This window comes from Bradyrhizobium sp. SMVTL-02, from assembly GCF_051853005.1.
Taxonomy (GTDB): domain Bacteria; phylum Pseudomonadota; class Alphaproteobacteria; order Rhizobiales; family Xanthobacteraceae; genus Bradyrhizobium.
On the sequence record NZ_CP182469.1, the window covers coordinates 574,782 to 596,033 of the forward strand.

Annotated in this window: 22 protein-coding genes and 1 pseudogene; 13 read left to right on the top strand and 10 right to left on the bottom strand. The window is 63.5% G+C overall.

Features of this window, described 5'->3' with window-relative positions; all coding sequences use genetic code 11:
- Window positions 1–25 precede the first annotated feature (25 nt).
- The gene (locus ACNJYB_RS02695; RefSeq protein ID WP_439372581.1) at window positions 26–685 is read right to left on the bottom strand and encodes a DedA family protein; all 660 of its coding nucleotides are present in this window, start codon (window positions 683–685) and stop codon (window positions 26–28) included.
- Window positions 686–980: 295 nt separating this feature from the next.
- Here ACNJYB_RS02695 and cobS point away from each other — a divergent pair, with 295 nt between their 5' ends.
- From cobS to ACNJYB_RS02720, 5 genes are all read left to right on the top strand, one after another.
- Window positions 981–1,979, top strand: coding sequence for a cobaltochelatase subunit CobS (gene cobS / locus ACNJYB_RS02700; RefSeq protein WP_025032652.1), 999 nt, complete (start codon window positions 981–983; stop codon window positions 1,977–1,979).
- A 201-nt stretch (window positions 1,980–2,180) separates the two neighbouring features.
- A complete protein-coding gene (gene cobT / locus ACNJYB_RS02705; RefSeq protein WP_439372582.1) occupies window positions 2,181–4,082 on the top strand; it encodes a cobaltochelatase subunit CobT in 1,902 nt (633 codons plus the stop codon).
- Window positions 4,079–5,149 carry an esterase-like activity of phytase family protein gene (locus tag ACNJYB_RS02710; protein ID WP_439372583.1) on the top strand — a complete coding sequence of 357 codons (1,071 nt, stop codon included), beginning with the start codon at window positions 4,079–4,081 and terminating at the stop codon, window positions 5,147–5,149. The genes cobT and ACNJYB_RS02710 overlap by 4 nt, the downstream gene beginning before the upstream one ends.
- A gap of 219 nt (window positions 5,150–5,368) precedes the next feature.
- Window positions 5,369–6,481, top strand: a complete 1,113-nt coding sequence (locus ACNJYB_RS02715) for an NADH:flavin oxidoreductase/NADH oxidase (RefSeq protein ID WP_439372584.1) — start codon at window positions 5,369–5,371, stop codon at window positions 6,479–6,481.
- 283 nt (window positions 6,482–6,764) lie between these two features.
- Window positions 6,765–7,172: a hypothetical protein gene (locus ACNJYB_RS02720; protein ID WP_439372585.1), complete on the top strand. Its 408-nt coding sequence runs from the start codon at window positions 6,765–6,767 to the stop codon at window positions 7,170–7,172.
- A gap of 51 nt (window positions 7,173–7,223) precedes the next feature.
- On the opposite strand, the gene ACNJYB_RS02725 is transcribed toward ACNJYB_RS02720, so the two are convergent.
- From ACNJYB_RS02725 to ACNJYB_RS02735, 3 genes are all read right to left on the bottom strand, one after another.
- On the bottom strand, window positions 7,224–7,469 hold the full coding sequence (locus ACNJYB_RS02725) for a PilZ domain-containing protein (protein ID WP_439372586.1): 246 nt from the start codon (window positions 7,467–7,469) through the stop codon (window positions 7,224–7,226).
- Window positions 7,470–7,762: 293 nt separating this feature from the next.
- A complete protein-coding gene (locus ACNJYB_RS02730; RefSeq protein WP_439372587.1) occupies window positions 7,763–9,094 on the bottom strand; it encodes a DUF2235 domain-containing protein in 1,332 nt (443 codons plus the stop codon).
- A 261-nt stretch (window positions 9,095–9,355) separates the two neighbouring features.
- Window positions 9,356–9,697 (bottom strand): hypothetical protein, encoded by a 342-nt coding sequence (locus ACNJYB_RS02735; protein ID WP_439372588.1) that lies wholly within the window; start codon window positions 9,695–9,697, stop codon window positions 9,356–9,358.
- Window positions 9,698–10,189: 492 nt separating this feature from the next.
- On the opposite strand from ACNJYB_RS02735, the gene ACNJYB_RS02740 reads away from it, so the two are divergent.
- The 4 genes from ACNJYB_RS02740 (at window position 10,190) to ACNJYB_RS02755 (ending at window position 11,940) form a co-directional block, all read left to right on the top strand.
- Entirely contained in the window at window positions 10,190–10,456 is a 267-nt protein-coding gene (locus ACNJYB_RS02740) for a hypothetical protein (protein ID WP_439372589.1), read from the top strand.
- A complete protein-coding gene (locus tag ACNJYB_RS02745) occupies window positions 10,449–10,745 on the top strand; it encodes a hypothetical protein (RefSeq protein ID WP_439372590.1) in 297 nt (98 codons plus the stop codon). Before ACNJYB_RS02740 ends, ACNJYB_RS02745 begins: the two co-directional genes overlap by 8 nt.
- Before the next feature lie 101 nt (window positions 10,746–10,846).
- Complete coding sequence (locus ACNJYB_RS02750; RefSeq protein WP_439372591.1) at window positions 10,847–11,125, top strand: DUF1488 domain-containing protein; 279 nt, start codon at window positions 10,847–10,849, stop codon at window positions 11,123–11,125.
- 59 nt (window positions 11,126–11,184) lie between these two features.
- On the top strand, window positions 11,185–11,940 hold the full coding sequence (locus ACNJYB_RS02755; protein WP_439372592.1) for a hypothetical protein: 756 nt from the start codon (window positions 11,185–11,187) through the stop codon (window positions 11,938–11,940).
- A 296-nt stretch (window positions 11,941–12,236) separates the two neighbouring features.
- Here the strand turns inward: ACNJYB_RS02755 and ftsZ are convergent, their stop codons facing one another.
- The 3 genes and pseudogenes from ftsZ to ACNJYB_RS02770 form a co-directional block, all read right to left on the bottom strand.
- The gene (ftsZ, locus tag ACNJYB_RS02760) at window positions 12,237–13,493 is read right to left on the bottom strand and encodes a cell division protein FtsZ (protein WP_439372593.1); all 1,257 of its coding nucleotides are present in this window, start codon (window positions 13,491–13,493) and stop codon (window positions 12,237–12,239) included.
- Window positions 13,494–13,571: 78 nt separating this feature from the next.
- Window positions 13,572–14,087 (bottom strand): hypothetical protein, encoded by a 516-nt coding sequence (locus ACNJYB_RS02765; RefSeq protein ID WP_439372594.1) that lies wholly within the window; start codon window positions 14,085–14,087, stop codon window positions 13,572–13,574.
- Window positions 14,088–14,202: 115 nt separating this feature from the next.
- A pseudogene (locus tag ACNJYB_RS02770) lies at window positions 14,203–14,344 on the bottom strand (DUF2235 domain-containing protein); the annotation flags it as partial.
- Window positions 14,345–14,459: 115 nt separating this feature from the next.
- Between ACNJYB_RS02770 and ACNJYB_RS02775 the strand changes: the two are divergent.
- Complete coding sequence (locus ACNJYB_RS02775; RefSeq protein ID WP_439372595.1) at window positions 14,460–14,924, top strand: hypothetical protein; 465 nt, start codon at window positions 14,460–14,462, stop codon at window positions 14,922–14,924.
- On the top strand, window positions 14,917–16,020 hold the full coding sequence (locus ACNJYB_RS02780) for an ImmA/IrrE family metallo-endopeptidase (protein WP_439372596.1): 1,104 nt from the start codon (window positions 14,917–14,919) through the stop codon (window positions 16,018–16,020). The genes ACNJYB_RS02775 and ACNJYB_RS02780 overlap by 8 nt, the downstream gene beginning before the upstream one ends.
- On the opposite strand, the gene ACNJYB_RS02785 is transcribed toward ACNJYB_RS02780, so the two are convergent.
- Entirely contained in the window at window positions 16,010–16,780 is a 771-nt protein-coding gene (locus ACNJYB_RS02785) for a hypothetical protein (protein ID WP_439372597.1), read from the bottom strand. The genes ACNJYB_RS02780 and ACNJYB_RS02785 overlap by 11 nt on opposite strands.
- A gap of 156 nt (window positions 16,781–16,936) precedes the next feature.
- Here ACNJYB_RS02785 and ACNJYB_RS02790 point away from each other — a divergent pair, with 156 nt between their 5' ends.
- Window positions 16,937–18,205 carry an IS256 family transposase gene (locus tag ACNJYB_RS02790; RefSeq protein WP_439370872.1) on the top strand — a complete coding sequence of 423 codons (1,269 nt, stop codon included), beginning with the start codon at window positions 16,937–16,939 and terminating at the stop codon, window positions 18,203–18,205.
- Between the two features lie 134 nt (window positions 18,206–18,339).
- On the opposite strand, the gene ACNJYB_RS02795 is transcribed toward ACNJYB_RS02790, so the two are convergent.
- Window positions 18,340–19,314, bottom strand: a complete 975-nt coding sequence (locus ACNJYB_RS02795; RefSeq protein ID WP_439372598.1) for a thymidylate synthase — start codon at window positions 19,312–19,314, stop codon at window positions 18,340–18,342.
- A gap of 243 nt (window positions 19,315–19,557) precedes the next feature.
- Complete coding sequence (rpmB, locus tag ACNJYB_RS02800; protein WP_439372599.1) at window positions 19,558–19,863, bottom strand: 50S ribosomal protein L28; 306 nt, start codon at window positions 19,861–19,863, stop codon at window positions 19,558–19,560.
- A 520-nt stretch (window positions 19,864–20,383) separates the two neighbouring features.
- On the opposite strand from rpmB, the gene ACNJYB_RS02805 reads away from it, so the two are divergent.
- A complete protein-coding gene (locus ACNJYB_RS02805; RefSeq protein ID WP_439372600.1) occupies window positions 20,384–21,247 on the top strand; it encodes a DUF3108 domain-containing protein in 864 nt (287 codons plus the stop codon).
- The last annotated feature ends 5 nt before the right edge of the window (window positions 21,248–21,252 follow it).

Below are 21,252 nucleotides of genomic sequence, written 5' to 3' on the forward strand. Positions count from 1 at the left end.
CCGTCGCCGCAGCAGCCAAAGCCAATTAGGCCCGCGGCTTGACGGCCGCGACACCACCGCCATTCCGCCGGCGATAGATCCACATCGCCACGCCCACCACGATCGCAACCCCGACCACCGTCAGCATCCAGATGTGCTTGCCGACGTGCCCATGATGATGCAGCCCGGCATATTCGTGCAGCGCCGACACAGCCAGCACACCCGGCAGCACATGCGCGGGCGCCCAGACCAGGATGGCCGGGATATTCACCGTATAGAATCTCGGGGGCGTCATCCCCAGCGCGCCGGCGGTCACCGGTACGAAGGCGCGGATCGGCGGCACGAAGCGGGCGAAGAAGACGGCCCAGGTGCCGAAGCGGTGGAAGAAGGTCTCACTCTCCTCGACCACGCGCGGATAGTTGGTCAGCGGCCAGGTGCTGAGGATCTCGCGCTGCCGCCGGTGCCCGATCCAGTAGGCCGAGCCGTCGCCCAGCATGGCGCCGAGCGCGGCCGCCAGCAGTACCCATGGCAATTTCAGCTCGCCGCCCGGCACCAGGGCGCTCAGTGCCAGGATGATGGTCGAGCCGGGGATCACCGATCCCACCACGGGAACGGCCTCCAGAAGAGCCGCCAGGAACAGGGTCAGGTAGGCCAGCCACGCATGGGCCGAGACGAAGGCGATGAGGGGATCGAGGAAGGACGTCACGTCGACTCTGTAGCAGGCTGGGACTTTTCGGTTCGGACCCTACATATGTAGGGAGAAGCGGCGAAAGTGCCATTTGCGTGGGCAGCCCCATTACCCCGCCCGAAATTCGAGCGTGATTCGCAAGGCAGCCCTCCAAAATCTGCGTTCCTCACCTATCCAAATGAAAAGACAACGGAACTTTGATTGAGGGGCAGGCTTCTGCCGGCACGTTGTCTCTGATAGGTTCGAAAATGCACCCAGCCGCAGCCAACGTGCAATAACTGGTCTCGGGATCGCCCGGGGCCTCGGAGGATTGATGACGACCGCCGCCCTGTCCAAAGTTGAGGAAGTTTCCGGTTTGCCCGACATGAAGGTGTCGGTGCGCCAGGTGTTCGGGATCGACAGCGATCTCGAAGTGCCGGCCTATTCCGAAGTCGATCCTCACGTGCCCGAAGTCGATTCCGATTACCGCTTCGACCGCGCCACCACGCTCGCCATTCTCGCGGGCTTTGCCCGCAACCGCCGCGTGATGGTGACCGGCTATCACGGCACCGGAAAATCCACCCATATCGAGCAGGTTGCCGCCCGCCTGAACTGGCCCTGCGTGCGCGTCAACCTCGACAGCCACATCAGCCGTATCGATCTCGTCGGCAAGGACTCGATTGTGGTCCGCGACGGCAAGCAGGTCACCGAATTCCGTGACGGCATCCTGCCCTGGGCGCTGCAGAACAACGTCGCGCTGGTGTTCGACGAATACGACGCCGGCCGCCCGGACGTGATGTTCGTGATCCAGCGCGTGCTGGAAGTCTCCGGACGCCTGACGCTGCTCGACCAGAACAAGGTGATCAAGCCGCATCCGGCCTTCCGCCTGTTCGCGACCGCCAACACCGTCGGCCTCGGCGACACCTCTGGCCTCTATCACGGCACCCAGCAGATCAACCAGGGCCAGATGGACCGCTGGTCGATCGTCACGACGCTGAACTATCTCAGCCACGACGAGGAAGTCGAGATCGTGCTGGCCAAGGCCAAGCACTATCGCACCCAGGAAGGCCGCGACATCGTCAACAAGATGGTCCGCCTTGCCGATCTCACCCGCAACGCCTTCGCCAATGGCGATCTGTCGACGGTGATGAGCCCGCGCACGGTGATCACCTGGGCGGAAAACTCCGACATCTTCGGCGATATCGGGTTCGCGTTCCGCGTCACCTTCCTCAACAAGTGCGACGAGCTCGAGCGTCCCCTGGTCGCCGAGTTCTACCAGCGCTGCTTCAACGCGGAGCTGCCGGAATCGGCGGTCAACGTGGCGCTCAGCTGAGGTTGGAGATGTCGTCCAGGACAAGCGGACTCCTGACGGTGCGAAGCGCCGTCTGGAGGGAGCGCAGATCCGGGACCCATAACCACAGGCTGTGGTTTTGCGAAGTTCGGAGCGTCAGTGCTCAATGACTGCTCCCTGTGGTTATGGGTCCTGGCCCCCGTGCGCAATTGCGCACTAGGCTAGGACGACGGTGAGATCGAGATGACGACGTCGAACTCCAAATTCCGTAACAGCAAGGAAGCGCCGACCGAGCCGTTCAAGCGCTCGGTGGCCTCCTGCCTCAAGGCGATCGCGAAATCGCCCGAGCTCGACGTCTCCTTCGCCGCCGAGCGCCCGGGGCTTGCGCCGGGCAAGGCGCGGCTGCCGGAGCCGGCGCGCAAGATGACCAAGCGCGACGCCGCGATCGTGCGCGGCCACGCCGATTCCATCGCGCTCAAGATCGCCTGTCACGATCCCAAGGTTCACCGCAAGCTGATGCCCGGCAATCCGCAGGCGCGCGGCGTGTTCGAGGCGGTGGAGCAGGCGAGGGTCGAGGCGATCGGCGCGCGCCGCATGGCGGGCGTTGCGAAAAACCTCACCGCGATGCTCGACGACCATTTCCATCGCGGCAAGTTCGACGAGATCACCGACCGCGCCGATGCGCCGCTGGCCGATGCGCTGGCGATGCTGGTGCGCGAGCGCCTCACCGGCATGGCGCCGCCGACGGCCGCCAAGAAGATGGTCGATCTCTGGCGTCCCATCCTCGAAGACAAGATCGGCAAGCGGCTCGACCGGCTCGACGGCGTGGTCGAGGACCAGGCCAGGTTCGGCGACGCCGTGCATGACCTGCTCTCGGCGCTCGAGCTCGGCGACGAGCGCAACGCCGACAGCGAGGACGACGAGGACAACGACGAGAACCAGGACGGCGACAACGATCAGTCCGGTGCCGAGGGCTCGCCCGATTCCGATGCCGCCCAGGAGATGAGCGCCGACCAGGCGCAGGCGACCTCGGAGGAGATGAGCGAGAGCGCGATGGAAAGCGCGCAGGCCTCGACCTCCGACACCTTCGACGACGGCGAACTCGGCGACGACGAGACGCCGGGCGAGGCGACGCGCCCGAACGCGCATGGCAGGAACGAGCCGCGCGGTCCGGAATACCACGCCTTCGCGCCCAAGTTCGACGAGGTCATCGCCGCCGAGGATCTCTGCGACCATGACGAGCTGGAGCGGCTGCGCGCCTATCTCGACAAGCAGCTCGCGCACCTGCAGGGCATCGTCGCCCGCCTCGCCAACCGGCTGCAGCGCCGCCTGATGGCGCAGCAGAACCGCGCCTGGGAGTTCGATCTCGAAGAGGGCATCCTCGATCCCGCGCGCCTGTCGCGCGTCGTCACCGATCCCTATCACCCGCTGTCCTTCATGCACGAGAAGGAGGCGACGTTCCGCGACACCGTGGTGACGCTGCTGCTCGACAATTCCGGCTCGATGCGCGGACGCCCGATCACGGTCGCCGCGACCTGCGCCGACATCCTCGCCCGCACGCTGGAGCGTTGCGGCGTCAAGGTCGAGATTTTGGGCTTCACCACGCGCGCCTGGAAGGGCGGGCAATCGCGCGAGGCGTGGCTTGCCGCCGGCAAGCCGGCCAATCCCGGTCGCCTCAACGATCTCCGTCACATCATCTACAAGTCCGCCGACGCCCCGTGGCGCCGTGCGCGGAAAAACCTCGGCCTGATGATGCGCGAGGGTCTGCTGAAGGAGAACATCGACGGCGAGGCGCTGGACTGGGCGCACAAGCGCCTGCTGGCGAGGGCCGAGCAGCGCAAGATCCTGATGATGATCTCGGACGGTGCGCCGGTCGACGATTCCACGCTGTCGGTCAATCCCGGCAATTATCTCGAGCGGCACCTGCGCCACATCATCGAGGAGATCGAGACCCGCTCGCCGGTCGAGCTGATCGCGATCGGCATCGGCCATGACGTGACGCGCTACTACCGCCGCGCGGTTACGATCGTGGACGCCGAAGAACTCGGCGGCGCCATCACCGAAAAGCTCGCTGAACTCTTCAGCGAGACCAACGCCGCGCCCACCCAGCCGGCCGGTCGCCCGCGACGCAAACTGCATTCGTGAGCACGCATCCATCCCGCCGCAGCTTTCTTGGCCACGCGGCGGCGGGATTTTCCTCTCTCGCGTTCTCGCGCCTCGCACAGGCGCAAGCCACGACGGAGCCGCCACCGCGCCCGCTCCAGGTCGAGCACGCCGTTGCTGAGCCCGTCAGCCTCGAGGTCAACGCGCGCCCGATTCCGAACTTCGAGCCGCGCGATCGCTCGCGCACGCGCTTCGGCTCGCTGGACTATCGCAGCGGCCTGGTGCTGACCTCCCCCTTTCGCGGCTTCGGCGGCCTCTCCGGCATCCGGCTCGATGCCAAAGGCGAACGCTTCCTCGCGATCTCCGACCAGGGCGGCTGGTTCACCGGGCGCATCCGTTATTCCGGAACGGCCATGGCCGGGCTCGACGAGGTCGAAGCCGCGCCGCTGCTGGGCGCGGAGGGGCGGCCGATCACCGAAAAGCGCATGTGGTGGGATTCGGAATCGCTGACGCGCGACGGCAACCTGGTCTATGTCGGGCTCGAGCGCGTCAACCAGATCCTGCGCTACGACTTTTCGAAAGGCGGCATCCACGCCCGCGGCGAGCCGATCCCGGCGCCGCCGGCCTTGCGCAAGCTGCCGCACAACAAGGGGCTGGAAGCGCTGGTCCTGGTCCCGAAGGGCCAGCCGCTCGCCGGCAGCCTGATCGCCTTCTCCGAGCGCGGGCTCGACGCCGACGGCAACCTGGTCGCATTTCTGATCGGCGGTCCGACGCCCGGCCAGTTCAGCGTGCGCCGCACCGAGAAGTTCGACATCAGCGACGCGGTGCTGCTGCCCTCCGGCGAGTTGCTGATCCTCGAACGCAAATTCTCCTGGTTCACCGGCATCGACATCCGCATCCGCTCGATCCCTCTCAAATCCATCGCGCCGGGCGCGGTGGTCGACGGCCCCGCGCTGTTCAGGGCCGATCTCGGCCAGGAGGTCGACAACATGGAAGGCATCGACGCCCACGTCACGGCGGAAGGAGAGACCGTGCTGACGCTGGTGTCGGACGACAATTTCTCCATGCTCCAGCGCACCCTGCTGCTGCAGTTCACGCTGGTGGAGTAATTCTCCGCAATCTACTGCTTCCTGGGGTCCTCGCCCCCGTCCGCAATTGCGCAACCAGGCCAGGACGACAGCAGAGAGCGAGGCACGATCCCGTGATGATATGACGCGCGCAATGCATGACCCCACGGGCCGCCATTCCTGCCACGCGGGTGGCAATCCGCGTTTCCGCCACTAAACTTCATGCAATCGCTTTCACCCCCACCCTTCGGAACTCCCCGCATGAGCGCCCTGTTTTCCCCGATCAAGCTGCGCGGCCTGACGTTGAAGAACCGCATCGTGGTGTCGCCGATGTGCCAGTATTCGGCCGACGACGGCGTCGCCACCGACTGGCACTTCACCCACATCAACAATCTCAGCCTGTCGGGCGCGTCGATGTTCTGCATCGAGGCGACCCACGTGGAGGCGATCGGCCGCATCACGCCGGGCTGCCTCGGGCTGTACAGCGATGCCTGCGAGGCCGCGCTGAAGCAGATCCTCGCTTCCGTGCGCAAGCATTCCTCCACCGCGGTCGCGATGCAGCTCGCCCATGCGGGCCGGAAAGCGTCGAGCGCGCGGCCCTGGGACGGCGGCCAGCTGATTCCGGTCGAGCAAGGCGGCTGGCAGACGGTCGCGCCATCGCCGCTGCCGCACAAGGAGGGCGAGGCCGCTCCGCTCGCGCTGGACAGCGCCGGCTTGAAACGCATCCGCGATGCCTTCGTCGACTGCGCCAGGCGCGCCGACCGGCTCGGCATCGACGCCATCGAGCTGCACGGCGCGCACGGCTATCTCATGCACCAGTTCCTGTCGCCGATCTCGAACCGGCGCACCGACGAATATGGCGGCTCGCTCGAGAACCGCATGCGCTTCCCGCTCGAAATCTACGATGCCGTGCGCGCGGTGTTCCCGCACCATAAGCCGATCGGCATGCGGGTGTCGTCGACCGATTGGGTCGAGGGCGGCTGGGATCTGGCGCAGACCATCGAGTTTGCGAAAGCGCTCAAGGCGCGCGGCATCGACTGGATCGACGCCTCCTCCGGCGGCGTCTCGCCGCTGCAGAAGATTCCGCTCGGCCCCGGCTACCAGGTGCAGTTTGCCGAAGCCATCAAGCGCGAGACGGGAGTGACCACCATCGCTGTCGGCCTGATCTCCGAGGCAAAGCACGCCGAGGATATCGTCGCATCGGGCAAGGCCGACATGGTCGCGCTCGCCCGCGGCATGCTCTACGACCCGCGCTGGGGCTGGCACGCCGCAGCCGAGCTCGGCGGCGAAGTCGAAGCCCCGCCGCAATACTGGCGCTCGCAGCCCTCGACGCAGAAGGCGCTGTTCGGCAAGACCACGTTCGGGGCGCGGTGAGGGGGACGCACTGCGCGTGAGGCGCGATCGCATTGCGAGGAGCCCTTGCGACGAAGCAATCCAGAATTCCTCCGCGGAAAGACTGCGGATTGCTTCCGCCTTCGCCGAGGCTTCGGCGAACAAGTCGCTGCGCTGGCAATGACGACAGGAGACAGCGTGCGCTACACGCTCAAGTCGGATCCCCCTAAGAGTTACCCCTCACGCATCCGTAACTCCCCCAACCTTTCACCTTCCCCGAAACTGGCCTAACCTCTCCGCTGTCACTGCCTCGCGGAGGCCGGCCATGCGGTTTCGTGTTCGTAAAGCTGCCCACGTGTTCGAGCGCGTGGGGCTCGCGATGGCGGGCGCCGCGTGCGGGCTGTTCGTCGGCGCCTATGTCGGATCGGCGATCGCGCCGCTGACGACGCAAGGGTTTCTGCTGCTGATGATGCTGCTCGGCGCAGTCGGCTTCTATCTCGGCATCGACACGCCGCAGATGCCGTTCGACGAGGCGCACAGCAGCATCGACGCCGCGGAATTCCTGAGCTCGGCCGGCACGCTCTGCGCCACGCTGACCGCGCTCGCCTCCGTCGCCGTCATCGTGCTCCGCCTCGACCCGCACATGGCCTGGAGCTGGCTCGTCCTGTTCGGCTGGACCGCCGGCGTCGCCATGCAGATCGTCGCGGGCGCGAAGGCGCGGATGCGGAAGTAGCTCTTTTACCCTCCCCCTCCAGGGCAGGGTCAGCAGGCAGCGCGCGGCTCGCTAAAATACCACGCCCACGCGCGACCCCCGCTTCCACGCAATCCGGCAGCGCTTCTTGGTGTTGACGTGCAAGAGCTCGAAGCGGTCGGGGATCTGCACCTGGCCACCGAGATCGACACAGGCGCCGCCCGGCGAATAATCGATCAGCGTGCAGTTGATCACAGGCGCGCGCGGGTCGGTGATGATCTTGGCCTGGCGCGACACCAGGCCTGAGGGTTTGACGCGGGCATATTTACGCGGATGCATTGGCACATCTCCTCCAACTCCGCGCAGCGGCGGACTCTTTGCAGGATGATGCACAGGAGTTGATGCGATCCAGCTAAGGTTGGCGTGAGAATTTTAATGAAAAGTAGCGGCGACTACGGAAAGTGGCGGTAGTCGGGTGCGGAAAGCCCCGCGACCACACCGGTGATGTTGCACGAGTCTGTCCCCACCACCGTCATTGCGAGCGCAGCGAAGCAAATCCAGGCTGCCTCCGCGGAAAGACTCTGGATGCTTCGCTGCGCTCGCCATGACGAGAATGTGGCGCGAGCCCCACCTCACCCCGTCACCTCCTCAGCCTCAACCCCCGCCGCCACATCCACCCCCGGCGGCACCGGCATCGGCACGGTGACGTAATCCTTCGGCATGTTCACCGGCCGGTAGTCCGGCTCCGCCGCCATCCGCTTCAGCACGCTCTCATGCACATGCGCGCCCTCGGGGATGAGGCGCGGCTCGCCATCGGGGATGTAGAGGCCGAAATAGACCTTCCGCTCCGGCCACTCCCTGTACCTTGCGCGCTTCGGCAGATACTCCAGCACGCGCCAGGCCGCATTCATCGAATCGTGCAATTCGCCCGACTTCCCCGTGTAGGCCGGCGGCACATATTTGAACGGCGAGTTCTTGCGCTGGACGCCCCAGGCGAGCTGGTTCACGGTGCGCGGATTGAACTTCAGCCCCGCCTTCTCGGCCTCCTCGATCATCCACACAAGCGGATATTTCGATTCCCCGCTTTCCGCCTCCGGATAGCCGCCGCCGACGTCGCAATGCACGCCGGCGAACCACACCTGCAGGATGTCCTGCGGCACCTTCTTCTCGTCCGGCACGTAGCGATTGCTCCAATAGTCCTGCGGCTCCCAGTACTTGTTGAGGCGGAACATGCGTCGCCGCTCGTCGATCGCGATCGCCTGCCGGAAGATGTTGACGCTCGGATTGCGCCGTGTGAAGGCGAGCTCCTCCAGGCTGAACACGAAGAAGAAATTGTCGCGCCGCGGCACGATCACGCTCGCCACCGTGTCCCAGACGCCGATGAAGTGGATGGTCGGCCAGCGCGTCGAGGTGATGCGCGCGAACTGCGCGGCCAGGTCGAATTGGTCCTTCGGCAGCGGCCCCTGGTCGTCGACGGCGACGTCCTTGAGGTCCTCGATATCGTTGCCGCGCCCGGTGCCGGAATATTGCTTGTAGGCGACCATGCCGCTTCCTGCGAGGTTCACCTGCTCCGGCGAGATCAGCCCGATCTTGTGAATCAGCCCCGCCAGCACGCGCACCGTGTAAGCCCCGCGCGAAAAACCGAACAAGTAGATCCTGTCGCCGGGCGCATAGTGCTCGACCAGGAAGCAATAGGCGCTGAGCACGTTGGCGTCTAACCCGTAGCCCGTGGCGAGCCCCAGCACCAGGCTGACGTCGGCCTTGATCCGGTGCCACGTCGTCGGCTCCGTCACAGTGCCGACCCCGGGATCGTAGAATACCATCTGCCGCGGCTGCGTCTTGTCGGTCTTGCGCAGGCAGCGATAGAGCTTCAGGACATTGGAGATGTTCTCCGAGATCTCGTTGCCGGTCCCGTCACAGCAGATGACGAGGTTTTTCGGTTCGGTGTTGTGTACGTGCTCCACAGGTCCGCCTCTCCGGGAAATGCTACCCGGGCGAGTATAGCGGAAAAGCGCGACGGAGTGGAGACGGCGGTGGTTGTCCGTCTCCCCTTGCGGGAGAGGGTGGCTCGCCGCTCCAGCGGCGAGACGGGTGAGGGGTCTCTCTCCGCGTGTTCATCTCTCGCGTCAGAATTCCGGGAGAGAGACCTCTCATCCGCCTTGCCTTCGGAAAGGCACCTTCTCCCACAAGGGGAGAAGGGAAGGCCATGCGCGCCTTCTCCGCCCCTACTTCTTCTTCGCCGGCCCGAAATCCGGCTGCCAGGCCGCCTCCTTGCGGCTCGGCGCCGCGGCGATCACCTTGGCCTTGTCCTTTTTCGGTTTCTTGGCTTCGCGGTTGCCGCGTTGCTGTCCCTTGGCCATGTCGCTCTCCTGTGGTTCGAGTTCGCCGAGTTCGTCCGCCTGCAGCACGCGCCCGCGCGGTGTGCAGATGCGCACGTCCATGTAGCCGTCGCGCAGCAGCTTGCGGGCCAGCCGCAGCGCGACGGTGGCGCTGCCGCGGCCGAGATTGGCGCTGCCATATTCGTTCGTTCCGCCGACGAGCCAGGGCACGCGCGTGGTTCTACCCATTGAGCAGAGCCGCCGCGCAGACGAGAAGCAGCAGGAACAGCAGCACGATGTCAGGCGGAACCATCCACTCAGAGGCGCGTAGACGCGGCATCGCATGCTCCAACGGCTGATTTCCCGGCGGGAGCGCACATGACCCTCAGTCACCGGTGATGCCGTAGCGGAAGAGCGGTGATGCAGGCAAGCCTACGCCTGCCGCGCGCCAATAGCGAGGACTAAAAGGCCGCGCGTGCAGCCAAAGCGTTTTCGAGCGAAGTGGCTACCGGTTCGCGTGAAGAAAACGCGTCGAAACAGAAAACCAAAGCGTTTTCGAGCGAAGTGGCTACCGGTTCGCGTGAAGAAAACGCGTCGAAACAAGAACCGGAGCCCGTTCCGATTTGATCGGAACGGAAATGGCTCCTGTGACGATTGTGCTGGCTATTGCTGCGCGACAAGCGCATGGTCGCAATCGCCGGCGTCGGTTTGGGGCCCGCTCTCGCAGCAAGGCAGGCGTGCATGACCATCCGTTCGCGGCGGGAAACCGTCACGTTCAAGCATCCGTTCCGCATCCACGGCATCGAGCGCGTGCTGCCGGCGGGGGCCTATCAGGTGATCGCCGACGAGGAGACGATCGAAGCTGAAACCTTCTCGGCTTGGCGCCGCGTCGGCACGTCGATCATCGTGCCCGTGGAGGGCGTGCTCGGTTCGGTCGAGATGCTGTCGATCCGCGCGATCGACCTTGCGGATGCGATAGCAATCGACGCGAGGGTCGCCAATGACTGACCACCCCGTCGATCTCGACAAGCATCGCGGCATGGCCGCGCAGAAGGCAACCGATTTGCGCCGCGCGCTGGCCGAGGTCGAGAGCAATGTCAGGCAGCTGCGCGAGCGCGAGGCCGATCTCGAAAACCGCCTGATGACGGTGCCCGCGGCCTCCTGGCCCGAGGCCGCGGTGAAGGCGCGCTACCTGCTCAACCTCTATGCCGCGAGTCTCCCCGTCGAGGACACCCGCCACCGCGCGCTGGTTGCCGCGCTGTTCGACGACTTCGCGCGGCTCAACGGGGAGAGCTGAAGGCGGCTGCGGGGACGCCTCTCCCGCTTGCCCGCAAGCGGGAAAGGGAGCGCACCGCCGCGGCGGTTCTCGAGAAGCAACCCGCGTGAAGGAGTAACCCCATGACCCTCAGCAGCGGCCGCTACATCGGCCTCGAATACGACCGGATGATCGTGCTGTTCTCCATGCAGGACGGCTCGCGGGAGATCGGTTGCGCGATCTCGACTTCCGCGTTGGACGATCTCGAACGCGGCCCGAAGGTCGCTCCCGAGCACCGCGAAGCCCAGTTCACCCGCCTGCGCGACCGCATCGAGGCCTGCGCCGCCAGCAAGTACCGCGCCTGCGAGTTCGAAGGCACCCCGCCGGGCATCGTGCTGCGGAGCATTGATTTTCGCGGGTAGGGGAGGGCTACCGCGGCCGCGTGATGCTACCGGGGCGAGCGGGCGGAAACGCAAGCCCCATGGCCGCATCCTCTGTTGACGTTAACCGCCTGTTAACCATGCGGTTGCCTAATGTCGAAGATGGGGGGATCACCATGTCGGCCCATGTGACGAGACTGAGGTTGATGCCTGCTTCGGCCGATCCGGCCATCCGGTCGGTGGCGAGGCTGGCGGTTCGCGCCAGGGCCGTCCTACAGGGCAAAGCGCCTGTCCTACGGAGCAAAGCCATGTTCGGAAAGGACGACTTAGTGGACAATCTCAGCCGGGATCTCGATCGCGCGCGCGGAAGACGGGATGCGCTCGCATCCGAAGCCACGACCTTGGCGGCCCAGATCGCCGAAATCGAAGCCCGTCTCTCGGAGGAAAAGAAAAGGCGGGAGCGCGAGCGCGTCCTGAGCGAGGTCGAAGCGATCAAGACGCGAATCAAGCAGGCCGCCGGCGCGTTTGCGCCTGTCGTCGATGGTCTCTCGAGGGCGATCGAGCAGGCTGCGGCGATCGTGCCTGAGGCGCGCGAGCTCAATAGTTTCCTGGTGTCGGTGGCGACGGAGATCGACAGCGTGCTCGGTCCCCTGCTCCGCGAACTGGATCAGCGCGCGGATGCGGTGCGAACCGGACAGGCAGCGCTGGACCTGCCGAGTTCGGCCATTGAAGCGCCGCCCATCGAGCTGCCAAAGGACACCAACGAGCGCCTGCTTCGTTTTCCGGCGTGGCTGTCCCGCGACAAGGAGACGGACAGGAAGGACGCCGCCGAAAGCCCGCGCAGCACGGCGGCGTGAAGCATCGGCGGCTGGTCGTTGCGGCGCATCCTTCGAGACGCCCGCTTGAGGCGGGCCCTCGGGATCAGGACGGGGGGCGCGGCGAGATATCACCTTGATGGTGAGGCGCCCGCCATAGCGGGAGAATGACTGCTTTACACCGCCATTCCCGGGCGCGCCTCTCGGCGCGAGCCCGGAATCTATACTCACGATGATGGTTATGGATCCCGGGCTCGCGACTTCGTCGCGCCCCGGGATGACGAGCTGTTATTGGGCTCGCTGGTTGCCGAGCAGGTAACTCCCCCGCTCGCCGCCGCTCAGTTGGCGGCGCGGCGCAGGAAGGCCGGGATATCGAGAACGCCCTCGTCGGGCGCATTGCGCGCAGGCGCGCGCCCGTAAGGATCGAGCGGCTGAAGCGCCGCCTGCCGCGCATAATCCAGCCCCGGCCTTGCCGGCGGCCCCACGGGGTGGTGCGGCTGCGGGCGCAGCGGCGGGCTTCCCGCTTGCGGCAGCGGGGCACTGCGCTCGATGCGATCAGCGATGCGACGGCCGTCGTTGCGCAGCTTGCCGGCAAGCTGGGTGAGGGCGGTTTCCACCGGGAGCGCCTGCGCCGGATCGAGATTGTCGATTCCGGTCGCAACCACCGAGACGCGGACGATGCCTTCGAGGCTTTCATCGAACGACGCACCGACGATGATGTTGGCGTCCGGGTCGGCCTCGTCGCGAATGCGGGTCGCGGCTTCGTCGACCTCGTACAGCATCAGGTCCTTGCCGCCGGTGATGGAGATGATGAGGCCACTGGCACGCTTGATCGAGGGATTCTCGATCAGCGGATTGGAGATCGCGGCCACGGCGGCGGCGAGCACGCGCTTCTCGCCGGAAGCCTCGCCCCGTCCCATCATGGCCTTGCCCTTCTCCTTCATGACGGAGAGGACGTCGGCAAAATCGAGATTGATCAGGCCTTCCTTGACGATGAGGTCGCTGATGCAGGCCACGCCCGAATAGAGCACCTGGTCGGCAAGGGCGAAGGCATCGGCGAACGTGGTCTTCTCGCTGGCCACCCGGAACAGGTTCTGGTTCGGGATGATCAGGAGGGTGTCGACCGTCTTCAGCAGCTCCTCGATGCCGGCTTCGGCAAAGCGCATGCGGCGCTGGCCCTCGAAGTAGAACGGCTTGGTGACCACGCCGATGGTGAGAATGCCGAGCTCGCGCGCGATTCTGGCGACGATGGGTGCAGCCCCGGTGCCGGTGCCGCCGCCCATGCCGGCCGTCACGAACACCATGTGCGCGCCGGTCAATTGCTCGCGGATCGTGTCGATCGCCTCTTCGGCCGCGGCGCGTCCCAGTTCCGGCTGCGAGCCGGCGCCCAGGCCTGCGGTCACCTTCGTGCCGAGCTGGATGAGGTGCTTCGCCTTCGACATCGCCAGCGCCTGTGCGTCGGTGTTGGCGACCACGAACTCGACCCCTTGAAGCCCGGCCGTGATCATGTTGTTGACGGCATTGCCGCCGGCGCCGCCGACGCCGAACACGACGATGCGAGCCTTCATTTCATGGATATCGGTATTGCCAGTCATTCTTCCCTCGCGATTGCTCCGGCAAGCCGGCAATTAAAGAAAGTCTCGAGTGCTACCTGTGACGATTTACCGATGATCTCATCGCGCATTGGCCGCCCGGTCGGCTTGCACGATGGAAGCGGCCAGATGTCCCAATCGGCGCGCGGCGTATCCCGCGATCGTCCCGACAGGGCGGCGATCGTTCCGCAGCGCCGTCACTTCGTCCTCCAGTCGTGCCGCCCACGCATTGGCGGCCGTTGTTTCGGCGGCCGCCTGCGTCAGCTCGACGGCGAGGCGATCGGCACGCTCGCGCTCGCGCTCGAACACGGCCCTGTAGGCGGCCGCGACGTCTTCGAGCCGCGCGATCTCCGCCTTGAAGGCCCCGATCTTGATGGCCTCGATCCTTGCCATGGAGGCATCGACGGGGTCTGCCCGGCGGCCCTTTCGCGGGCGGGGCGTGTACCGGAGCGCGGCGAGATCGACGCTGACCAGGGCTTTGCCGTCCCCCGAGCGCGAGCGCGGCAGGCGGCGACGTCGCGCCAGCGACCGCGCGGCCTCGCGCGAGATATCGAGGCGGGCACCGAGATCGGCATACGTCAACAACTCAACGCACATCGGCGCTTCTCCTGGAGCGAACCGGGAAGGCATTTCGAGCTAATGATGGCTGGACGATTACCGCAGGCTAGGCTGCGTTGGTTAATGGCCGGTTAACGGGCGAGGGGGATGTTTACGGTGGCGGCACCGTACCGGCGCCGGGGTCGCTGGGCACCAGCTGCCGCGGCTGCGTCTTGTCCGTCTTGCGCAGGCAGCGATGGAGCTAGGACGTTGGAGATGTTCTCCGAGATCTCGTTGCCGGCCCCGTCACGGCAGATGACGAGGTTTTTTTTCGGTGAGGGGGTGCGGTCGGTGTCGCGCGCGTGCTCGACGGGATGTGCCTGCGGGTGAGAGGCTTGCGGGGCGAGTATGGCGGAAAGCCGGGAGGGCACGATGACGCTGGAAAGGCGGGGCTCGGCAGTGCAAAAAAGTGCCAAAATACGACCGAGGGTTGCGCGAATCACAACTTTGGGTAAAATTACGTTTTATTTTTTGACAAGCGTACAGGCGTATTTAAAAGGCGGTCGATTGATTCCCAACTTTCCCACGGAAGAGGTGAGGGACATTTGCGAGAAGCGAAGCGTGGCGGTAACGGCGCTTGGACCGAATGGAGCGCTGGAACTCGCTCAGGTGCTGGCCGATATCGACGCGTGTACCAACTTCTCTGAGTTTGAAGCAATTTACCCTGCTTCGATCGTCGACATCAGTACCAGCGAAAAGGCTATCGTTCTCCCCTCTGGTTCTCGGCTGATCGTTCGCTCGGGTCATCCGACTTACCCAGATCCGCCTCCCGAAGTTACCGATTGGGATCAAGTGACTAGAATACGAATCGTGTCGATCGAGACAACCAATGGCTGATCTTTCTTTTCAACCTGATTGGTTCTCTAAGCCCGGGGACACGCTGCTCACTTTGATGGAGCATCGCGAACTTACTTCCGACGCCCTTGCGCGGAAGCTTGGTCGAAATATTGCGACTGTCTCGGGGCTTCTCTCTGGAAGCGTAGAAATTGATGGTGAGTTGGCCGACGGACTGGCTAAGCATGTCGGCGGCACGGCCTCGTTTTGGCTGATAAGACAATCAAAATACACAACCGCGCTCGATCGCGCCACGAACGCCGTTCCGAACGAGGCTGGAGATACGTGGCTCAAGCACTTTCCCCATAGTGATATCTCCAGCTATGGTTGGGTCAGTCCCAAACGGCGCGAAGATCGTCTTAAGGCATATCTCGCGTATTTCGGCGTCAACGACCCGAAAGAATGGACCGAAAGATACGCAAACCCGCTGGGCGTTGCTTTCAAGACCTCTCCATCATTCACGTCAAAGGCCGGGCCACTTTCCGCATGGCTACGATGCGGAGAGTTGGAGGCCGCTGCTATTCATACGGCAAAATGGAATCCGCAGAGACTTCGGCAGAAACTGTTGGAGATACGTCCGCTCACGAGATCAAAAGCTCCGGCCCACTTCTTGCCGCGCATTAGACGGATATGCGCCGAAGCAGGTATTGCTCTTGTTTTCGTGCGTGCCCCTTCTGGATGCCGAGCGAGTGGTGCCACGCGCTTCTTATCGCCCAATAAAGCGATGGTCATTCTGAGTTTCAGGTATCTTTCGGACGATCACTTCTGGTTCACTTTCTTCCATGAACTTGGGCACCTCCTGTTGCACGGAATATCCGCCACTTTTATCGATGGTGGAGTTGAACACATCACGAAACAGGAGAGCGAAGCAAACGAGTTTTCGGCTTCTGTTTTGATCCCGCCAGAGCGAAAGGACGAATTGCTTGATTTAAAGCCAAGGACCGAGCAAGTGATCAAATTCGCTTTTTCGCTTGGCGTTTCTCCCGGTATTGTAGTCGGGCAGTTGCAGCACAATCGAGTTATCAAGCCAAGCCAGCTAAATTTCCTCAAGCGTCACTTTACGTGGGATCAAATATCGGCGGCGTCACCTAACCCTTGAAGTGCTTAAATGCAGTAGGGCTTTTCTGCCAATTGCAGATCGAGTCCTCCATTACCTGCATTCCGACGCCGAGCTTTTGATCGAGTCTCTTCAATACGTCGTCGACATCTGGTGGGCTGCGCTTCGAATTCAGATCTCCGTCGATCAGAAGCCGTCCGCCCCGCAGAGGGCCCGTAGCTCCCTCAAGATAGGCCGAGCCCGGCGACATCGGGACCAAGTCCAAACGACCGAGCAGTGCCAGGAAGTCGAACTTTGCAAGTCTTCCAAATCGCTCGATTCTCAGTTCGCGATAAGCAGCGTCAAAAATAGTGTGCGGATCATTGCCGACCCTCCGTACGAGATCGCGAAACCACTTTCCTGGCGATCCATCGACGGCCTTTATGAAGCTTCGAATTACCGCGAGCGTACCTGCTCGAGAGTCGGGTTTTAGGCTTTCATATTTTCGGTGGTTACCAAATGCGCCGCCGATCTTCTCGTGATTGGCGGTCACCCACTTCCGGAACATGTCCGGATTCTCCGACACTTGCTTCCAAGTCCAGTTTCGTTGGCCTAGTCCGGAGTAAAGATCCTGCATGCGACGCCAGCCGAACCGCCCGTGTTTTCCTGTATGGGTAGCCAGAAAGATCAACCAGATGGCTTCGTCAAAATTGCCCAGCTGCGCGTGAAGTAAGGCTGCTCTCTCCGGATCAAACAGAGGACTAGCTGGGTCAGCACGAGCAGCGTCGACTGGTCTGCTCTTTAGGATGCGCGTGTAGTCCATCCGACGTAAGCTAGCTATCATTTGCGTCGCGAGTGTCTTGCGGGCCGCTTTGTCGTCGAGAGCTATGCGTGAAGCTGGGTGATGACGGAATGAGATAGGCGGCGTATCGAGGCGGGTGTCGAGCCTGCCAGAACCTCTCAAGGAGAGCGATACGCCATGAACGAGACTAGCAATATTGTTGCCCTTCGTCAGCCCGACGAGATCGACGATCCACTGACCAATATTTTGCGAGCTGGTGCTCGGCAGCTTCTGGCGCAGGCCGTGGAGATCGAAGTCGAGACGTTTCTTGCCACGGTGAAAGATTTGAAGCTTGCCGACGGGCGCGCCCGTGTCGTGCGGCATGGTTACGGCCCGGCTCGAACGATTGCGACCGGCATCGGACCGGTCGAGGTCGCACGGGCGAAGATCCGGGACCGCGGTGCAGCCGGCGATGGCGAGCGGATCCGCTTCAGCTCGGCGATTCTGCCACTATGGGCGCGGCGGACCAGGAGCCTGGATGCGCTGTTGCCGGTGTTGTACCTGCGTGGCATCTCGACGGGCGATTTCCAGGAGGCGCTGACGGCCCTGCTGGGTAAGGACGCGCCGAACCTGTCGCCGGCGGTGATTTCCCGGCTGACGGCCGAATGGCAGGGCGAGTATGAGCGTTGGCAGAAGCGCGATCTCTCGGCGCGGCGGTACGTGTATGTGTGGGCCGATGGCGTCTTCCTGCAGGCACGCATGGAAGACCACGGCGAGTGCATGCTGGTGCTGATCGGCGCGACGCCGGAAGGCAAGAAGGAGTTGATCGGCTTTCAGGTCGGTGTCCGGGAGAGCGCGCAGAGCTGGCGTGAGCTCCTGATCGACGTGAAGCAACGCGGGTTGCAAATCGCCCCGGAAATTGCCGTTGGTGACGGCGCGCTCGGCTTCTGGAAGGCGCTTGACGAGGTGTTTCCCGGCACGCGGCACCAGCGCTGCTGGGTGCACAAGACCGTCAACGTCCTGGACAAGGTCCCGCTCTCGGTGCAGGCCAACATGAAGAAGGACCTGCGCGAAGTCTATTGGGCGCCAAACCGGGCGGCCGCCGAAGTGGCGATCGACGTCTTCGCCGAGAAATACCGCACCAAGTACGGCCGGGCGGTCGAATGCCTCGCAAAGGACCGCGACGCGCTGCTGGCCTTCTACGACTTTCCTGCCGAGCATTGGGATCACTTGCGCACGACCAACCCCATCGAAAGCGTGTTCGCGACCGTGCGACACAGAACCGTGCGAACGAAAGGATCGCTGTCCTCAACGACCGCCAGGCTGATGGTGTTCAAGCTGGTTATCGCCGCATCAAAAAAGTGGCGGCGGCTCAAAGGCACAAATCAGTTGCCGAAGCTCATCGCAGGTGTCAGATTCAACGACGGCATCGAGGTCATCCACATGCCGGCAAACCACGCCGCCTGATCGCCTCGTCACCCAAAATCCTGCATAGCTCTGTCGTCGATTCCGCGGAGTGGGTGGACTTTGTCGGAGAACTCCCGAAGTTCACGGTCTAGTCGGTTGAGTTCGGCTTGACGAGATGGCCAGAGAATCGCCACTTAGGTACTCGCTTGTCCGCCAAACCGATCCTTCACAGGAAGATTGGTTCGGCTATCAATGTAGTATTTGTAGCAATCAGATGTCATCGCTTTCCGGAGATCAGCGATGGCGGCTTGGTTGCCTGTTGCTGCGAAGACCTGCAGAAGTCGAATCAAGTCAGACCAATAGGGGTCTAGCCCGAGTGCGCTCGCATCGAGCTCTTGCCCCGTTCTTATTTCCTCTAGCGCGCTCATTACTATCGCTATCGATGGCCAAGGATCACCATTTGGCATTGGAGGCATTTCAATGCGCGATTGGAAGCCTTCTTCGGTGAGCCGCACTGCATCGCCGCGATTGTCGTCATATAGGTGCATGCTTCCCGCGAAGTGTCTGTATGGACCTGTATCGTAGCCTAATGTTCGAGCGAGAATTTCCTGTAGCATAGTGAAGCAGAATACGTCGTGCGGAAGGCCCTTGTACGCATCGTTTGAGCGCATTGTAGTGATCATCTCCAATTTCCCATCTCGTTGGAGGAATTGAAGAGTCGTAGTGCAGGGGATTTCCGGATGAGGTCCGCTCAGGTCCTCCGCATTGAATATCTGAACCAAAGCCCGTCGTGTCGTCGGGCGCTTACTCAGTAATTCGAGAACATTTGCGATTTGGTCTTGCCCTCTCTGTCGGAATAGGCGCGGGCCGTAGCCGCCATAAACCGTTTTGCCGTCCTCGCTCTCTGATTTGTAAGCTGGAACGAAAGGCACAATGAAATCTAGCTTGTTGTCCTTCGAGAGATACCAGAGCAGCTCGCCCAGCGCGCTAAATGGCTTGCCTCGCGTTTCGGTTCGGCTCAATCGTGCGCGCGGCTGCCTGATCTCGACCATGACTCCGCGCAGCTCAGTGTTGCTTCCCCGCGTTGCGCCGTCGACCTTCGGCGCCGCAAGCAACTGCGGATACAGTTGAAGAAGAGCATCATCGAGAGTGTCGGCAATGAATTCCATCTCGGAGCGACAAATGGCTAAAGCAAATTGGTAAAGGCGCCATGTCTTCGTGGATCGATGGCACAATCGGCGGCAACCCTAAGATGCTTAGCGAATCGATGGCGCGCAAGTGCACTTTCGTCGGTGTGCTGGGCCGCCCCCAAAAACAAAAACGGCCGGATCTTTCGATCCGGCCGCCACGCAAAACTCTACTGGCTAAGCTTACGCGACGCGACTTAGCCCCCGCCCTAACGGTAAATTGTCTTAGCTGGCCTTCTTCGCCGGCGCGTCGCCGACCTTCTTCTGGATGGCGCGCTTCAGCTCGACTGCGCGCGGCGAGAGGGCGTCGGCGTTGGCCTTGAGCAGGAAGGCGTCGAGGCCGCCATTGTGGTCGACGCTCTTGAGCGCGTTGGTGGAGACGCGCAGGCGCACGTTGCGGCCCAGGGCTTCCGAGATGAACGTCACGTTGACGAGGTTCGGCAGGAAGCGGCGCTTGGTCTTGATGTTGGAGTGGCTGACCTTGTGGCCGACGAGGGGGCCCTTGGCCGTCAGTTCGCAGCGGCGAGACATGTCACAAATCCTTCAGTTCGAGCCCCAAACGAGTTGCGGCCGCCATTCGGGGCGCCACAGGGGCAAATTCTCTGTCCTTGCAGGGAGCGGGCGGACGTATAGGGGGGAAGGGGCGGGTAGTCAAGGATTTGGGCGGTCTTTTCGCCTCTCCCCGCGTGCGGGGAGAGGCCGGAATGCGCGCGAATAGCGCGAATTCCGGGCGAGGGGGAGGCTCCGCGGCGGTGGGGGCGGTTGGGTGCTCGACTCTCACCTTCCTCCGGGGAGAGCCCCCTCATCCCGACCTTCTCCCCGCACGCGGGGAGAAGGGGAAGAGGCAGCGGAGGTAGCGGGGAGAGGTGCGCCCCCGCGTCACACCCCGATCACCAAAACGGCAATGATTGAAACGCCTTACCATCACATAAAGGGCGTATTCGCCCCCGAAGAGTCCGGTGGAGTTCCCGGTGTTTTGCACTTGGGGCGGATTGCTTGCCGAGATTTTTGGCTTAACTAGCAAGGCCGGACGGCCCCATTGGATGGCTTCGTGGATATCCTGACCCCTTACCTGCCCCGGCTGCGTGCGGCCGGCCGGCTGGCGTTCGCGGCCTTGTGCGGGCTGGTCCTGGCGTGGGGGGCTCGGCCTGCGGCCGCGCAGGGCAAGCTCGAGGCGCAGTATGAGGCGACGCTGGCGGGCATTCCCGTAGGCAAGGGCGCCTGGAACATCGACATCCAGGACGACGTGTTCGCGGCCGCGGCCTCGGGCGGCACCACGGGGCTGCTGAAATCGTTCGCGGGCGGGTCTGGCACCGGCGCCTCGCAGGGGCGCGTCGTCAACGGCGCGCTGGTTGCGACCGGCTACCAGGCCTCCACCATCACCTCGAAGAAGACGGAAAGCATCCGCATCACCCTCGACAAGGGCAATGTGAAGGAGTTCGGCATCGAGCCGGAGCCGCCGGTCGACCCTGACCGCATCGTCGTCACCGACGCGCATCGCCGCGGCGTCTGGGATCCGATGACGGCCTCGCTCTTGCGCGTGCCCGGCACCGGCGATCCTGTTACGCCCGAGGCCTGCCACAACGCAGCGCCCGTGTTCGACGGCCGCATGCGCTACGATCTCAAGCTCGATTTCAAGCGCATGGAGACGGTGAAGGCGGAGAAGGGATATCGTGGCCCGGTCGTGGTCTGCGCGCTCTATTTCGTGCCGGTCGCCGGCTACATCCCCGACCGCCCCGTGATCAAATACCTCGCCGCCCAGCGCAACATCGAGATCGCCTTCGCCCCGGTCGCGGGCACGCGCATCCTGGTTCCATTCTGGCTGAAAGTGCCGACCCCGCTGGGACCCGCGATGCTGGAAGCGACCAGCTTCATCAGCTCCCCCCAGCCGCCAAGGGTGGCAAAGACGCAGTAGGGTGC

Coding starts and splice junctions, on each gene's coding strand:
- cobS (WP_025032652.1), top strand. CDS start 981: ATGACGACCGCCGCCCTGTCCAAAGTTGAGGAAGTTTCCGGTTTGCCC.
- cobT (WP_439372582.1), top strand. CDS start 2,181: ATGACGACGTCGAACTCCAAATTCCGTAACAGCAAGGAAGCGCCGACC.
- ACNJYB_RS02715 (WP_439372584.1), top strand. CDS start 5,369: ATGAGCGCCCTGTTTTCCCCGATCAAGCTGCGCGGCCTGACGTTGAAG.
- ACNJYB_RS02720 (WP_439372585.1), top strand. CDS start 6,765: ATGCGGTTTCGTGTTCGTAAAGCTGCCCACGTGTTCGAGCGCGTGGGG.
- ACNJYB_RS02725 (WP_439372586.1), bottom strand. CDS start 7,469: ATGCATCCGCGTAAATATGCCCGCGTCAAACCCTCAGGCCTGGTGTCG.
- ACNJYB_RS02735 (WP_439372588.1), bottom strand. CDS start 9,697: ATGGGTAGAACCACGCGCGTGCCCTGGCTCGTCGGCGGAACGAACGAA.
- ACNJYB_RS02740 (WP_439372589.1), top strand. CDS start 10,190: ATGACCATCCGTTCGCGGCGGGAAACCGTCACGTTCAAGCATCCGTTC.
- ACNJYB_RS02745 (WP_439372590.1), top strand. CDS start 10,449: ATGACTGACCACCCCGTCGATCTCGACAAGCATCGCGGCATGGCCGCG.
- ACNJYB_RS02750 (WP_439372591.1), top strand. CDS start 10,847: ATGACCCTCAGCAGCGGCCGCTACATCGGCCTCGAATACGACCGGATG.
- ACNJYB_RS02755 (WP_439372592.1), top strand. CDS start 11,185: ATGGCCGCATCCTCTGTTGACGTTAACCGCCTGTTAACCATGCGGTTG.
- ftsZ (WP_439372593.1), bottom strand. CDS start 13,493: ATGACTGGCAATACCGATATCCATGAAATGAAGGCTCGCATCGTCGTG.
- ACNJYB_RS02765 (WP_439372594.1), bottom strand. CDS start 14,087: ATGTGCGTTGAGTTGTTGACGTATGCCGATCTCGGTGCCCGCCTCGAT.
- ACNJYB_RS02775 (WP_439372595.1), top strand. CDS start 14,460: ATGACGCTGGAAAGGCGGGGCTCGGCAGTGCAAAAAAGTGCCAAAATA.
- ACNJYB_RS02780 (WP_439372596.1), top strand. CDS start 14,917: ATGGCTGATCTTTCTTTTCAACCTGATTGGTTCTCTAAGCCCGGGGAC.
- ACNJYB_RS02785 (WP_439372597.1), bottom strand. CDS start 16,780: ATGGACTACACGCGCATCCTAAAGAGCAGACCAGTCGACGCTGCTCGT.
- ACNJYB_RS02790 (WP_439370872.1), top strand. CDS start 16,937: ATGAACGAGACTAGCAATATTGTTGCCCTTCGTCAGCCCGACGAGATC.
- ACNJYB_RS02795 (WP_439372598.1), bottom strand. CDS start 19,314: ATGGAATTCATTGCCGACACTCTCGATGATGCTCTTCTTCAACTGTAT.
- rpmB (WP_439372599.1), bottom strand. CDS start 19,863: ATGTCTCGCCGCTGCGAACTGACGGCCAAGGGCCCCCTCGTCGGCCAC.